The sequence below is a fragment of the Prosthecobacter sp. genome (assembly GCF_044373815.1).
In the GTDB taxonomy this organism is placed as follows: domain Bacteria; phylum Verrucomicrobiota; class Verrucomicrobiia; order Verrucomicrobiales; family Verrucomicrobiaceae; genus Prosthecobacter.
Genome location: NZ_JBIPNG010000149.1, coordinates 1 through 13,245, shown reverse-complemented (window position 1 = coordinate 13,245; position 13,245 = coordinate 1). Strand labels below are relative to the sequence as shown.

The following is a 13,245-nucleotide window of genomic DNA, read 5'->3' as shown; positions in this document are numbered from 1 at the left end:
AGAGCCCCTGGGCGGGCATCAACTTGGACAGCGGCAACTTCCACACCGAAGACCCGTATGCCGATCTCGCCAAGATCGCCCCCTATGCGGTCAATGTGCAGCTCAAAATGGAGATCAGCCGCAAAGGCGTCAGCGAGCCCAGCGATGTGAAACGCGTGATCCAGATCATGCGCGACGCCAACTACCAGGGCTGGTTCACCCTGGAGTTTGAGACCAAGGAAGATCCGTTTGTGCGAGTGCCGGAGATTTGCGACATGCTGCGCCCCCTCTTGGCCTGAGTTTGCGGTTGTTGAGGATAGTTGACGTTTGTTGGCAGTGGTTTCCCCTGCCAAGGCAGGCGCGTGCCCATGTAACTCCACATGCTCGAGAGAGCGGAAGGTCTTTGAAAACCGCCGTCAACGACTGTAAACAAGGGCCAACCACCGCAAACTCCCCCGCCATGTCCCACGCCCCCACCGTCGTCATCGAGAACTTCTACCCCTGCCTGGATGGCGGACGGCATCCGGTCAAACGGGTGATCGACGAGCCGCTCAATGTCTGGTGTGACATTTTCAAGGATGGCCACGATGTGATGAGCGCGGTGCTGCGCTGGCGGCTGACGGGCTCGCGCCGCTGGTTTGAAGCGCCGATGAAGCCGACTGAAAATGACCGCTGGCATGGGCAGTGCAGCTTTTCCAAAGCAGGGCGCTGGGAGTACGCGGTGGAAGCCTGGGGTGACACTTTCCGTTCCTGGAAAAAGACTTTTGCCGTGCGGGTGCAGGCCAAAGATCCGGATGTGCCGATCGAAGCGCAGGAAGGGGCACGACTGCTGCGCGATGCCGCCAAGCGCGCACGCGCCGCCGGGGTGCCGACTGCGGGGACTCAGCTGGAAGATTGCGCGGATCTGCTCACGTCGGTAAAGGCTGCGGACCTCATGGACGTGCTCCTTTCTGAAGAAATGCAGAGCCTGATGGATCAGTATCCGGACCGCTCGCAGTCCACCACCTCCGACACACTGCGCGCCACCGCAGAACGCGAGCGCGCCCGCTACTCCGCCTGGTATGAATTTTTCCCTCGTGGTGCCGAAGGCCGCAGTGACAAGCATTCCTCCTTCCGCGACTGCCTGGGCCGTCTCGACCATGCTGCACACATGGGCTTTGATGTGATCTACTTCCCGCCGATCCACCCGATCGGCGTCACGGCGCGCAAAGGCAAAAACAACACGCTCACGGCGGGGCCTGACGACGTCGGAAGCCCATGGGCCATCGGCGGCCCGGCGGGCGGACATTACAACATCGAGCCAGCACTCGGCACGGAGAAGGATTTTGTGTGGCTGGTCAAAGAGGCCAAGAAGCGGGGCCTGGAAATCGCCCTCGACTTTGCGCTCAACTGCTCGCCGGATCATCCTTACGTCAAAGATCATCCCGAATGGTTCTACCAGCGCCCGGACGGCAGCATCCGCTACGCGGAAAATCCGCCGAAGAAATATCAGGACATCTATCCGCTGAACTTCCATTGCGACGACTGGCGCAACCTGTGGAAGGAGCTGATCGATGTGGTGCAGTTCTGGGTGGATCGCGGCGTTAAGATATTCCGCGTGGACAATCCGCATACCAAGCCCGTCGCGTTCTGGGAGGAGCTCATCGCTACCATTCAGCGCAAGGACCCGGATGTCCTCTTCCTCGCCGAAGCCTTCACGAAACCGAAGATGATGCAGGTGCTGGGCAAGGTGGGCTTCACGCAGAGCTACACCTACTTCACCTGGCGTGAAGATCCCAAAGCGCTCACCGAATACGCCACCGAGCTCACGCGCAGCGACATGCGCTGGTACTACCGTGCGAATTTCTGGCCCAACACGCCCGACATCCTGCCCGGCCACCTGCAGAATGCCAATTCGCAGATGTTCCGCATCCGCGCCGCGCTGGCCGCCACGATGTCTTCGTGCTGGGGCATGTACTCCGGCTACGAACTCTGCGAGAACGATCCTTATCCAGGCAAAGAGGAATACGACAACAGCGAGAAGTACGAACTGAAGCAGCGCGACTACAACCAACTGGGAAACATCACCGCCTTCATCCGCGCGCTGAACCTGATCCGTCGCGACAATCCGGCGCTGCATCTCTACGACAACCTCAGCTTCCACGGCGCCGATCACGGCGAGATGCTCTGCTACAGCAAGGTCACGCCCGACTTCAGCAACCGCATCCTCTGCGTCATCAGCCACGACGCCCACCATCCCGCCATCGGCATGGTGCATATCGATCTCGCAGCCCTCGGCCTCGACGGCAGCCGTCCCTACAAGGTCACTGACCTCCTGCACAATCAAACCTATGAGTGGCGCGGCGCGGACAACTACGTGGCGCTGCATCCCAATGGGATGTCGATGCACATCTTCCGGGTGGAGCAGTGATGCCATGAAGCTGCTGCTCTGCCTGTTCCTGCTGACTTGCAGTGCGCGGGCACAGCAGTGGCGGCTGGTCTCCTCGTCCAAAGCCGAGCCTTTGAGCCCAGGGACTTTCTATGTCGTCAAACAAATCGCCGGACCGACCAAGGCGGAGATCAGGATTGTGATGTTTGATGAGAAGCAGTGCGAACTGCACGTGGTGGCCAATAGCGATCCCAGGACGGCCTGACCATTGGATGAAATAGGCCATGCCAGGAAAGCGCTGGCCGTCTGCAACGGGGGTTACTTCAACGTCAGTGGAAACTTTGGCCCGGTAGGGATGGAAATCGCCGAAGGAACTCGCAGCGAAAAGTTCGTTGCAGGAGAATGGGTGGGTGGGCTGATGGTCAGGCAGGGCAAGGCCTCACTCGTCTGGAGCAATGAGTTCCAAGACGCACCGGACATCAGCGAATTCGTTCAGTGCAGTCCCTGGCTGGTCAGTGAGGGTCGAATCTGGCCGGTGTCACCTGGCAAGGAGCCGGAACCGCGCAACAACCGCACCTTCATCATGACGGATGCCGCAGGCCGCTGGGCCATCGGCACCGCCAAACGCACCGGCCTGCTGGAGCTCGCTCATATCCTCATCACTCCAGGCATCATCACCGAAATGAAGGTGAACCGTGCGCTGAACCTCGACGGAGGTCCTTCTACCGGCCTGTGGTGTCGCAGCGAATCGGGGGCCGTTCAGTTTGAAAAACCCGGCTGGGCCGTGCGCAATGCCATCATCGTGGCGCCGCGAGATTCCAAGTGAGATGCAGCGAGTTCGATGCGTTCGTTTGTGATGCGTCCAACCTTTCTCAGTCTTCTTGCCCTCGGTCTGATCCACACCGCCTCCGCCCAGCAAACCAAGTGGTTCAAGGGCAACACGCACACGCATTCGCTGTGGAGCGACGGGAATGACTTTCCTGAGATGATCACGGACTGGTACAAGCAGCATGGCTACGACTTCCTGGCGATCTCCGACCACAACGTACTGCAGGCGAAGGAGGTGTGGATGAGTGAACCCGCGATCGAAAAGCGCCGCCGCATCCTGGGCAAGACGACGATGGAAAAGTACCGCGCCCGCTTCGGCGATGAATGGGTGACGACGCGTGAAAAGGATGGAGTAACCGAAGTACGGCTGAAGAAGCTGCAGGAATACCGGCCCAAGTTTGAGGAGCCGGGGAAGTTCTTGCTCGTTCAGGCGGAAGAGATCAGCGCGGGCTTCGGCAAGATTCCGATTCATCTGAATGCGGTGAATCTGAAGGAGGAGATCAAGCCGGTCAAAGACCTCAGCAGCATCCAGGAAGTGATGCGCGCGAATTTGCAGATGGTGAACGAGCAGTCCAAGCGCCTGGGCGTGCCGATGCTCTCGCACATCAATCATCCGAACTTCAGGTGGGCGCTCTCCGCCGAGGATCTGGCGGCGGTGCTGGAAGAAAACTTCTGGGAGATCTACAACGGTCACCCTGGCATCAACGTGCAGGGAGATGCGTCCCGCATGGGCCATGAAAAGATCTGGGACGTGGCCAACACGCTGCGCATCGCCGAGTTCAAAGCACCGCCGCTGTATGGCGTGGGCACGGATGACTCGCACCGCTACCACGGTGAAGAAAACGGACCCGGACGTGGGTGGGTGATGGTGCGCGCAACGAGCCTGGATCCCGCTGAGATCGTCAAAGCCATGAAAGCGGGTGACTTTTATGCCTCCTCCGGCGTCACGCTGGACGATGTGAGCTTCAAGGACGGCGAGCTTCGCATCCGTATTCACAAGGAGCCCGGAGTCACCTACACCACGCAGATTCGCGGCACGCTGCAAGGTTACGACCCGACCACCCGCCCGGCTCCCCCGGTGGCCGATGATCTGCATCCGCCGCGCCTGCTATACTCGGACGACATTGGCAAGACGCTGGCGACCATCGAAGGCGAGGAAGTCGTGTGGAAACCCAGCGGCAAGGAGCTGTATTTCCGCGCCGTGATCACCTCTTCAAAGCCATATGCGAATCCATCTTTCGAAGGGCAGAAAGAGATGGCCTGGACGCAGCCGATGGGGTGGAAGAAGTAGCCTTGTTGCTGTGCAACAAGGGATCCCCTGTTCCGCAGAAACAGAGCAACTTTACCGAATCCGCGTGCCCTGCATGCGGCCCTGCATGGCTTCGAGCATCGGAGCCATTTCCAGCTTCATGGAGAGCGGCGCTTCCTTGAAGAAGAGGCCCATGTCCTTGGTGAAGGATTTTTCAAAGCTGGCAGCGTCCTGATCCAGCATCATCTGCATCTCAGGATTCTTCGAAGCCTTCTTTTTCATCTCGCGCTGGATGCCGCCGATAATGCGGCGGCGGTCTTCGACGGGCAGTTTTTCCAAGCCCTTCATCACGGCCTTGAAGTTTTCCTCCACGGTTCGGTTCACGTACTGGCCTTTTTCTTCATCGGTCAGCGATTTGAAAAAGAGGTCCATGGTTTCCAAGCCATCTTCACGCATCTCGCTGCGCTGGTTGAAGTCGAGCTTGAGGACGGAGTTGATGACCTTGTCCAAGTACGCTTTGCGCGGCGTGTCAGCGAGATCTTCATCCGCCAGCCACGGCGCGTTCGCCATGAGTGCCAGCGTCTTCTCGGACGAAAAGACTGAGTCCTCGGTCACCCACATGACCACACCCACACCGGCCCAGACGAGGGCGAGGAAGGCGGCAACCTGAAACCAGAAGCGTTGGAGCGGCATGGCCGGTTACTTCTTGCCAAAGCGGCGGCCTAGCAACGAGAGAAATTCGCCGGCTTCCTCCACCTGGAGCTTCTTGGTGACCGCGAAATAGGCGGCGGCTGCCACGCTGATGCTGACGCCGAGCCCGGCGCAGCGCAGCAGGAAGTTCAGATGCGACCAGTCCGCCATGATCGTGTACTTCGCCGTGAAACAGACGGCGGACATGGCGGCAATGCCGATGAGGAGCTTGATGAGCGACTGCACCAGTGAGCCTGTTTCAAGGCCGGAGGCAAACTTGCGCATGCAGAGGTACAGCGTGAGGAAATTGAGCGAGAGACCGACCGCCGTGGCCCAGGCGAGCGCGGTGTGGTCCCAATGGAAGACGAAAACGGTGATGGAGTTCACCGTCGCGGTGAACACAATGACGCCGATGCTGACCAGCATGGGAATGAAGCGGCGGTTGATGGTGTAAAACGCGGGCTGCAGCACCTTGATGGCGGCGTAGAAGATCAGGCCAAAAGCGTAGGCCTGCAGCGGTGCGGCGGTGTTCTGCACGTCCTGAGCATTGAATTTGCCGTGCTCGAAAATGACGGAAATGATCTCCTGTGACAGCAGGGTAAGGCCAACGGCGCAGGGCAGCGTGAGGAAGAGCACCAGCCGCAGCCCTTTGGCCAATGCAGCGCGAAACGCGGGTGTCATGCCTTCGGTCGCTAGGCGTGAGAGCATGGGCAGCGTGACGGTGGCCACGGCGACCCCGAAGAGGCCCAGCGGGAGCTGCTGAAGGCGCTGGGCATTCGCCAGCCAGGCGAGCGCCGACTCCTTGCCCGGTGTGTAAGAGGCGAAAATGGAATTGAGCAGCACCGCGACCTGCGTGCCACTGGCGGCGAGCATCGAGGGCCACATCAAATGCAGCACTTCCTTAACCGCAGGATCTTTGCAGCCGAAGTCGAAGCGGAAACGAAACCCGACGCGATATAGCGACGGAAGCTGCACAGCGAGCTGCAGCACACCGCCGATCAAAGTGCCGATGGCGAAACCAGTGAGGCCTTTTTCGCTGACATGCCCATGGCGGAAACCCGGATCAATGAGCCACGCCAGCGCGACACCACCGACGATGCAGCCGAGATTGAAGAACGCCGAAGCGACAGCCGGAATGAAGAACACCTTCTTCGAATTCAGCATACCCATGACCAGCGCCGTGACGGACACCAGCGCGATGAAAGGATACATGATCTGCGCCAGCCAGATGCCGAGCACCTTGGCCTCTTCACTGAGACCGGGCGTCAGAATGCGGAAGATGATGGGCGAGAGCAGCACGCCTGCGATGGCCACGATGCTCATGAACCACATCGAGAGCGAGATCATCTTGCGTCCGAGCACCCAGGCGGCCTCGTCGCCCTCGGTCTTCATCTTCTTCGAGAAGGTGGTAACGAAGGCCGTGGAGAGCGCACCTTCGGCAAACAGATCCCGCAGCATGTTCGGCGTGCGGAAGGCAGCCGTGAAAATGCCGGTGAAGGCGGAGCCGAAGAAGCCGTTCAGCATCTGATCCCGCACGAGGCCGAGAATGCGGCTGCAGAGGATGGCAATGGAGACGATCCCGGTGGATCGTGCCTGGGAGTTGGAGTCTTTTTTTTCTTCGCTCATGAGGAGTAGCGGCCGCTCGCGCGCCGCAGTTTGTCCATCATGGCGATTCCCATGCCATGTTCATGCAACGGTTCTGCAATGATTTCATCCACTCCGAGCTTGTCGAGGGCGCGCAGGACGTAGAAGAATCGTACGGCGGCTTCGGGGAGCTTGCCGTTGCCGGGGCTGAGCATCATCACTTCCTCCCATTCGCAGAGATTGAGGTAGCCGTCCTTTTCTTCGCCACGGTAGCTCATGAGGGCGTAGCGCTTGCCTTCTTCGGGGATGAAATCAGACGGGCGTTCCAGCAGGCGCAGCGGGGTCTTCGGCGCGTAGTGGGAGGCCAGCTGGCCGGGGGCGGCCGTGGCTTCATCGACGACGGTGCGGGAGGCGTAGCGCACCTTGCCATAGAGTTTCAAATCTTCCGCCGTGATGGGGCCCGGGCGCACGATGGTGATGAACATCTTCGGGCTGCCGGGCTCGATCTTGATGATGGTGGACTCCAGTCCGAACATGCAGGCGCCAGCATCCACGATGAGGTGGATGCGGCCATCGAGCTCAGAAAGCACCGCACTGGCAGACGTCGGGCTGATGGAGCCGAAACGATTCGCGCTGGGGGCTGCGATGGGTTTGCCGAGATCGGTGATGACGCGGCGGAAAATCGAATTGGAGCTGACACGCACAGCCACGGTCTGCAGCCCGGCGGTCACGAGATCGGGAACGATCGGCTTCTTGGGCAGCAAAATCGTGAGCGGGCCGGGCCAGAAGCGCTCGACCATTTTCTTCAGCGTCAGGGCGATCTCCGGCGGCACATCGGCCACGAGATCAATCTGCTCCTTGCTGGCAAGATGGACGATGAGCGGGTCAAAGGTGGGGCGTTCCTTGGCTTCGAAGATTTTCGCCACGGCTTCCGCGTCGAGCGCGTTGGCCGCGAGGCCATAGACGGTTTCGGTGGGCAGGGCGACGATTTCGCCCTCACGCAGCAGACGGACGGCCTCATCGACCGCCTGGTGCATCAGCGGTGGCTGGTCGGTGGGCAGAACGGCGGTGACGTAACTCATGATGGCGATGTGTGGCTTTCAATCACCGCCCAGGCGTTGTGATTGTGGATGGATTCGTAATTCTCTGCCTCAACGCGGAACCAGGTGATGCGCGGATGCGCCTTGGCTTTCACCGCGATGTTGCGCACGAGGTCTTCGACGAAGACTGGATTGTCGTAGGCGGCTTCGGTGACGAATTTTTCGTCGGGACGCTTGAGGACACTGTACAATTCGCTGCTGGCGCTTTGTTCCACAAGCTCAAGAAGGTCTTCGATCCAGACGGGTTCGCTGAAACGAATGGCAAGGGTGACGGTGCCGCGCTGATTGTGCGCACCACGGGCGCTGATGGCCTTGGAGCAGGGGCAGAGCGTGGTCACGGGCACTTCGACGGTGAGGACGAAGTCCGTCTTCTCCTTGTCCGTGTTCACTTCAAAGATCACACCGTAGTCAAGCAGACCCTCAGAGCCGGAGACAGGGGCCTTTTTGGCCCGGAAATACGGGAAGCGCATTTCCACGTGGGCCTTGTCAGCATGGAGCTTTTTCATCAGCTCCCGCGGCATGGCGACGATGTTGGAGACGGTCAGTTCCTTGCCGTGGGCATGCAGCACCTCGACAAAGCGGCTCATATGCGTGCCTTTGAACTGGTGCGGCAGGTCGACGGCCAGGGAGACGGTGGCGACGGTGTGCTGCACGGCGGCATCACGGTCGCGGATGCTCAGGGGAAAGCGCAGGCTGCGCACGCCCACGCGATCAATGGGCAGACGGCGTTCATCGCGTTCGTTTTGCGTGTCGGTAAGGGCGGACATGGACGAGGCTGGAAATGAAACTTCCCACTGCCGCGTAATGCAACAGTGGGAAGCAGATCAAAAGGGACCCTTTACGGGCAGACCCTGGAAAATCACGCCATGAGGTTCACAGCGCGGGAGCGCTTGATCTCACGGACGACCACGCGGTGCAGCCAGGCTGGAAGACCAGTGATGCGGCGGGGGATGAGCTTGCCGGATTCCGTGGTGAAACGGGCGAGCAGCTCAGGATTGGTGTAGGAAATCTTCTCCACCGGGATGTCCACTCGGCGGCGCGGCATCTTGCGATTCGCGCGACGGAAGTTGGACATGCGTTCTTTGGTCTTCGGTTGCATGGCAGTCTGGGGTAAAAATTAGCGGGTTTCGCGGTGAAGGGTGCGCTTCTTCATGAAGTGATTAAACTTCACCTTCTCAAGACGGCCCGGAGTGCGGACGCTTTTCTTATTGCGCGTGGTCACGTAGCGGGAGGGCGGCATACCTGCGGCTTTCGCTTCGGTGCATTCAAGGGTGATGATTTCTCGCGGCATAAATTTGGGGCGCAGAGGCTAGGTCACTCTTTGGAGAAGTCAAGCGATTCGCCTGAGTTGTTATTCGAAGAGCTCGGAGCGGCGTCATCGTCGTCCTTGTCGTCGTCGGAAGCGTCGTCGGCATTGTCGAGGCCGAAGAGGGAGTGCACAGGGCGGCTCCAGCGGCCGCTCATCTGGCTGCGCTCCAGCTTTTCCTGATAGGTGACGGAGAAGCGGGCGAAGGGCATGGCCTCCAAGCGCTCTTCGGGAATATCGACGCCAGTGCCTTCGCACAGGCCGTAGGTGCCGGTTTCGATGCGCTTGAGCGCCTCGTTGATCTCGTAGAGGGCGTCCTGTTCCTTGCCGAGGAGGCTGAGGGCGAAGTCGCGGTCATAGGCGTCACTGCCGGCGTCGGCCTGATGCATGCCGAAAGCGGAGGAGTCGCCGTTTTCATTGCGGATGGTCTCGCTGGCCACGCCTTCGATGGAGTTCAGGTAGGCGTCGCGCAGTTCGATCAGGCGCTGCTTCTGCTTCTTGAGGAAGGGGGTCATCTTGACCGGCCCCTTGGCGATGTCGATGGTGATGCCTTCTTCTTCACGGTTGAGGCGTGAGCGCGGCGTGCCGGAGGTGGAAACGGAGGTGCGGCCTTTGGGAACCAGCGGGGCTGGCGTGCTCTTGGAGGGCTTGGTCGCTTTGACTGGAGCCGGAGCGGCGACAGGGGCGGCCTTCACAGGTGCTGGAGCAGGAGCAGGGGCCGCTTTGGCAGCAGGCTTCTCAGCCTTGGCGGCGGGCTTTTCAGCTTTGGCAGGAGCCTTCTTGGCGGGAGCAGCGGCTTTCGTGGCGGCTTTTTTGGCGGGGGCAGGTGTCTTGGCGGCAGCTTTTGTCGGGGCGGTTTTCTTCACAGGCATGGGGGAGGTTTTCTTCGGGGCGGGCTTTTTCGGCGCCGCCTTCTTCAAAATGGGTTTGCTCTTGGACTTGACCGCCGGCTTGGCGGCCTTGGCTGGAACGGGCTTGCTCTTCGACTTCACCGCCTTGGCAGGAGCCTTTTTCACGGGCTTGGCGGAGGGCTTCTTAACTGCGGGTTTCTTGGATTTCGCAGGCATGACTTTGACGGTGTTAGGTTGTCGATGAACTTCTCTGTTAATGCACCTGGCCACAGGGCGGAAAAAGAGGCGCGGATTCTGCCTGCGGTTGTCAAAACACGCAACCAGTATTCCAACGCCGCCCCAAGGTTCCCGTTTCAGGTGCATTTGGCGGGTTGCGCCCGCAGGGCCAGAGCCTACTCTGCCGCCATGAATGCCGAGCCCCCCTCCAGTTCCGTGCTTTCCAGCCTGTGGCAGCAGATCCGCGCCGTGCTCGATCTGGTGCTGGATCTCTCCTTCAAGCGCTTCGTTACTCCGCACCTCGTGCGCATGCTGTATGTGCTGAGTCTGCTCGCGGCCCTCATGTATGCCATCTCCTGGCTTTTCTACAGCTGGTGGGGCATCATCGTCGCCCCGGCGGCTTTCTTGCTCTACCTGATCGTCGCCCGCGTGACGGTGGAGCTGATCCTGGCGGTCTTCCGCATCGCCGAGCACATCGCCCCCATGGGAGATGAGCAGGGCACGCGACCTGCGCCGAAGCCGCGCTCCTTCACGGATCCGGTGAAGTGAAGATGGCAGGGGAATGACGAATGAGTAAATCCAAATGCCGAAATAATACCAAATTGCGAATGACAAAATTCGCATCTCGGGAAGACGGAATCGCTTTGGCATTCTACGTTTATTTAGTCATTCGGACTTATTCATTCGTCATTTGTCCAGAGTGCCCTTCCTCATTCCGCCCCCTCCTCCAGACAGCCTCCTGCGCACCCCAAAGGCCCGCTGAAAGAGGAGCTTGTGAAATTTTTCACAAAATCGGGTTGCTGCTCTTCGCTGCGTCCTGATAATCGCCCTGCCGATGTTCACTCCCACGCTCGCCACTTTCGATCTCATTGCGCTCGCCGTCTCGGTGGGGAAGATCGTGTTTCTCACTTTCCTGGTCATCCTCCCGCTGGTTTCGATCGCGGTTTACTTTGAGCGACGCATCTCCGCCGTGATCCAGGACCGCGTGGGTCCGAACCGCGTGGGCGTGCCGCTGACCCTGCTGGGCTTCAAGAAAGACTGGCAGCCCTTCGGCATCGGTGGTCTGGCCCAGGCGGCGGCAGACGGCCTGAAGTTCATTTTGAAGGAAGACTTTGTGCCTGCCCATGTGCGCACTTTTTACTACTGGCTGGCCCCCTGCATGACGGTGGTGCCTGCGCTGCTCACCTGCGTGGTGCTTCCTTTCGGCAGTGAGCTGAACCTCTCCTTCCTCGGCATCGCTGAGCCCATCAAGATGGTGATCGCAGACCTGAGCATCGGGCCGCTCTTCACCTTCGCCATCGCCTCCCTCGGCGTGTATGGCATCGTCCTCGCCGGCTGGTCCTCCAATTCGAAGTACCCCTTCCTCGGCGGTGTGCGCGCCAGTGCGCAGATGATCTCGTATGAAATCTCGCTGGGCCTGTCCATCATCCCGGTGCTCATGATCTTCGGCGAGCTGAACCTCACCAAGATGTCCGCCTTCCAGGACGCCAACGGCTGGCTGCTGCTGCCGCTCTGGGGCGAAGGCCTCAGTGTTGCGCGCTGGGTGCTTCTGATCCCCGTCACCATCTCCTTCGTCATCTTCACCGTCTCCATGTTTGCCGAGACGAACCGCCTGCCCTTCGACCTTGCCGAGTGCGAAACGGAACTGGTGGCCGGTTACCACACCGAATACAGCTCCATGAAGTTCGCTCTTTTCTTCATGGGTGAATACGCCGCGATGATCATCGGCTCAGGCATGGCGGTGACGCTGTTCCTCGGCGGCTGGAGCATCCCCTGCTGGCCGCTGCTGGAGAAAATCATCCCGCTGCAGCTGCACTACACGCCCGACACCACCCCGCTCTACACCGGCCTGCTGCACATCGGCACGTTCTTCGCCAAGGTGTTCGCCTTCATCGTCTTCTTCATCATCATCCGCTGGACCCTGCCCCGTTTCCGCTTTGACCAGCTCATGGCCCTCGGCTGGAAAGTGTTCTTCGAGCTCGCCCTCGCGAACGTCTTCCTCACCGCGCTGCTGATGTGGTGGTTTCCGCTAAAGTAAGGCAAGCCACCGAGAGTACCTCTCTGGTATTTGGACTGCGGTTGCGCAGCGAGGAACGAGCGAAGCTACCGCTTTCGACGTGCTGAGTGACGCACGCGCGTCAGTAAATGTTCGAATGCGGGAGCTGATGATTTTTCGCAGGCTGCTCAGCACACGCCCGCCAGGAGACTCTAGAAAGCGGCAGCTACAGCGGTTCGCAAAACCCAATTCCGTTTAGCGGGCTGTTTCTTGCTAGAGGATCATGGGCTTCGACGGCGGCTGGCTGAGGACAGCCAGCCCTACCTGCGCTGGGCATGCGAGCGCCCAGAGCGAGGCAGGGCGGCTTGTCCGCAAGCCGCCGCCGAGCGTCTCAACGCTCGCTTTCCGAGATTCAGTTTCGCAAAACGCTAGATGCAGCCGCACTCCAAAAACTGTCACGCTTTCATTGGAGCTCTCACCAGCCACTTCTGCACCCACAGGGCCAGAAAAGCCCCAATAAACCCGCCGCACAAATCAGCGGTCCAGTCCCACACATCCCCGCCGCTGCGGCCAGGGGTGTAGGTTTGATGCCATTCATCAAAGCCGCCGATGGCGCCGCAGAACAGGACCGAGGCAAGAATGGCGACGGCCGTGGCTCTGGCACGCCCCGCCAGGCGCAGGCTGAGTAGAAAGCACATGCCGCCAGCCGAGAAAAAGATCGCGTGCTCCAGCTTGTCCACGCCCTCAAAACTCGCGGGGGATGGCAGATGCGTTTGGGAAGACAGCCAGAACAGCACCCCGAACCACAGAAACACCAAAACACGCCAAAAGGCAGGAGAGGAGAGGAAGCGGGGGAGTGGCATCGTGCGCGGTGTATAGCAGACTTAACACTCATTTCCATTTCGAGAAGATCACGATCTTGCTCCGCAGATGCCTTGGATGGCCGAGTCATCCCTGCCCCCTCCCACTCTTTGCGACACGACCCATCCTTCCGCCTCCCGCAAAGCGATAGACAACCCCGGGCGCTCGCGTTAAACCTCGCCCGACCACCACAACCATCCTTCATGAAACTGCACCT

At 59.9% G+C, this 13,245-nt stretch carries 15 protein-coding genes; 7 read left to right on the top strand and 8 right to left on the bottom strand.

What is annotated here, in order from left to right:
* The 5 genes from ACIREA_RS13900 to ACIREA_RS13880 form a co-directional block, all read left to right on the top strand.
* On the top strand, positions 1 to 278 hold a 278-nt coding region (locus ACIREA_RS13900), incomplete at its 5' end, for a sugar phosphate isomerase/epimerase family protein (RefSeq protein ID WP_397382877.1).
* A gap of 161 nt (positions 279 to 439) precedes the next feature.
* On the top strand, positions 440 to 2,389 hold the full coding sequence (locus tag ACIREA_RS13895; protein ID WP_397382876.1) for an alpha-1,4-glucan--maltose-1-phosphate maltosyltransferase: 1,950 nt from the start codon (positions 440 to 442) through the stop codon (positions 2,387 to 2,389).
* A gap of 4 nt (positions 2,390 to 2,393) precedes the next feature.
* Positions 2,394 to 2,612, top strand: coding sequence for a hypothetical protein (locus ACIREA_RS13890; protein ID WP_397382875.1), 219 nt, complete (start codon positions 2,394 to 2,396; stop codon positions 2,610 to 2,612).
* Between the two features lie 3 nt (positions 2,613 to 2,615).
* Positions 2,616 to 3,173 (top strand): phosphodiester glycosidase family protein, encoded by a 558-nt coding sequence (locus ACIREA_RS13885; RefSeq protein ID WP_397382874.1) that lies wholly within the window; start codon positions 2,616 to 2,618, stop codon positions 3,171 to 3,173.
* Positions 3,174 to 3,203: 30 nt separating this feature from the next.
* Positions 3,204 to 4,466, top strand: coding sequence for a PHP domain-containing protein (locus tag ACIREA_RS13880; RefSeq protein WP_397382873.1), 1,263 nt, complete (start codon positions 3,204 to 3,206; stop codon positions 4,464 to 4,466).
* Between the two features lie 51 nt (positions 4,467 to 4,517).
* Here ACIREA_RS13880 and ACIREA_RS13875 read toward each other — a convergent pair whose 3' ends face one another.
* The 7 genes from ACIREA_RS13875 to ACIREA_RS13845 form a co-directional block, all read right to left on the bottom strand.
* A complete protein-coding gene (locus ACIREA_RS13875; RefSeq protein WP_397382872.1) occupies positions 4,518 to 5,117 on the bottom strand; it encodes a hypothetical protein in 600 nt (199 codons plus the stop codon).
* A gap of 6 nt (positions 5,118 to 5,123) precedes the next feature.
* Positions 5,124 to 6,740 (bottom strand): murein biosynthesis integral membrane protein MurJ, encoded by a 1,617-nt coding sequence (gene murJ, locus ACIREA_RS13870; RefSeq protein WP_397382871.1) that lies wholly within the window; start codon positions 6,738 to 6,740, stop codon positions 5,124 to 5,126.
* Positions 6,737 to 7,780: an L-threonylcarbamoyladenylate synthase gene (locus tag ACIREA_RS13865; protein ID WP_397382870.1), complete on the bottom strand. Its 1,044-nt coding sequence runs from the start codon at positions 7,778 to 7,780 to the stop codon at positions 6,737 to 6,739. Before ACIREA_RS13865 ends, murJ begins: the two co-directional genes overlap by 4 nt.
* Positions 7,777 to 8,565 carry a GTP cyclohydrolase FolE2 gene (gene folE2 / locus ACIREA_RS13860; protein WP_397382869.1) on the bottom strand — a complete coding sequence of 263 codons (789 nt, stop codon included), beginning with the start codon at positions 8,563 to 8,565 and terminating at the stop codon, positions 7,777 to 7,779. The genes ACIREA_RS13865 and folE2 overlap by 4 nt, the downstream gene beginning before the upstream one ends.
* 92 nt (positions 8,566 to 8,657) lie before the next feature.
* Positions 8,658 to 8,897 carry a 30S ribosomal protein S18 gene (gene rpsR / locus ACIREA_RS13855; protein ID WP_294397375.1) on the bottom strand — a complete coding sequence of 80 codons (240 nt, stop codon included), beginning with the start codon at positions 8,895 to 8,897 and terminating at the stop codon, positions 8,658 to 8,660.
* A gap of 18 nt (positions 8,898 to 8,915) precedes the next feature.
* On the bottom strand, positions 8,916 to 9,089 hold the full coding sequence (gene rpmG, locus ACIREA_RS13850) for a 50S ribosomal protein L33 (protein ID WP_294397372.1): 174 nt from the start codon (positions 9,087 to 9,089) through the stop codon (positions 8,916 to 8,918).
* A gap of 23 nt (positions 9,090 to 9,112) precedes the next feature.
* Positions 9,113 to 10,171, bottom strand: a complete 1,059-nt coding sequence (locus tag ACIREA_RS13845; RefSeq protein ID WP_397382868.1) for a TraR/DksA family transcriptional regulator — start codon at positions 10,169 to 10,171, stop codon at positions 9,113 to 9,115.
* A 189-nt stretch (positions 10,172 to 10,360) separates the two neighbouring features.
* Here ACIREA_RS13845 and ACIREA_RS13840 point away from each other — a divergent pair, with 189 nt between their 5' ends.
* The gene (locus tag ACIREA_RS13840) at positions 10,361 to 10,720 is read left to right on the top strand and encodes a DUF4282 domain-containing protein (RefSeq protein ID WP_397382867.1); all 360 of its coding nucleotides are present in this window, start codon (positions 10,361 to 10,363) and stop codon (positions 10,718 to 10,720) included.
* A 286-nt stretch (positions 10,721 to 11,006) separates the two neighbouring features.
* On the top strand, positions 11,007 to 12,209 hold the full coding sequence (locus ACIREA_RS13835) for an NADH-quinone oxidoreductase subunit H (RefSeq protein WP_397382866.1): 1,203 nt from the start codon (positions 11,007 to 11,009) through the stop codon (positions 12,207 to 12,209).
* A 413-nt stretch (positions 12,210 to 12,622) separates the two neighbouring features.
* Here ACIREA_RS13835 and ACIREA_RS13830 read toward each other — a convergent pair whose 3' ends face one another.
* Positions 12,623 to 13,030, bottom strand: a complete 408-nt coding sequence (locus tag ACIREA_RS13830) for a VanZ family protein (RefSeq protein WP_397382865.1) — start codon at positions 13,028 to 13,030, stop codon at positions 12,623 to 12,625.
* Between the last annotated feature and the right edge of the window lie 215 nt (positions 13,031 to 13,245).

Coding starts and splice junctions, on each gene's coding strand:
- ACIREA_RS13895 (WP_397382876.1), top strand. CDS start 440: ATGTCCCACGCCCCCACCGTCGTCATCGAGAACTTCTACCCCTGCCTG.
- ACIREA_RS13890 (WP_397382875.1), top strand. CDS start 2,394: ATGAAGCTGCTGCTCTGCCTGTTCCTGCTGACTTGCAGTGCGCGGGCA.
- ACIREA_RS13880 (WP_397382873.1), top strand. CDS start 3,204: ATGCGTCCAACCTTTCTCAGTCTTCTTGCCCTCGGTCTGATCCACACC.
- ACIREA_RS13875 (WP_397382872.1), bottom strand. CDS start 5,117: ATGCCGCTCCAACGCTTCTGGTTTCAGGTTGCCGCCTTCCTCGCCCTC.
- murJ (WP_397382871.1), bottom strand. CDS start 6,740: ATGAGCGAAGAAAAAAAAGACTCCAACTCCCAGGCACGATCCACCGGG.
- ACIREA_RS13865 (WP_397382870.1), bottom strand. CDS start 7,780: ATGAGTTACGTCACCGCCGTTCTGCCCACCGACCAGCCACCGCTGATG.
- folE2 (WP_397382869.1), bottom strand. CDS start 8,565: ATGTCCGCCCTTACCGACACGCAAAACGAACGCGATGAACGCCGTCTG.
- rpsR (WP_294397375.1), bottom strand. CDS start 8,897: ATGCAACCGAAGACCAAAGAACGCATGTCCAACTTCCGTCGCGCGAAT.
- rpmG (WP_294397372.1), bottom strand. CDS start 9,089: ATGCCGCGAGAAATCATCACCCTTGAATGCACCGAAGCGAAAGCCGCA.
- ACIREA_RS13845 (WP_397382868.1), bottom strand. CDS start 10,171: ATGCCTGCGAAATCCAAGAAACCCGCAGTTAAGAAGCCCTCCGCCAAG.
- ACIREA_RS13840 (WP_397382867.1), top strand. CDS start 10,361: ATGAATGCCGAGCCCCCCTCCAGTTCCGTGCTTTCCAGCCTGTGGCAG.
- ACIREA_RS13835 (WP_397382866.1), top strand. CDS start 11,007: ATGTTCACTCCCACGCTCGCCACTTTCGATCTCATTGCGCTCGCCGTC.
- ACIREA_RS13830 (WP_397382865.1), bottom strand. CDS start 13,030: ATGCCACTCCCCCGCTTCCTCTCCTCTCCTGCCTTTTGGCGTGTTTTG.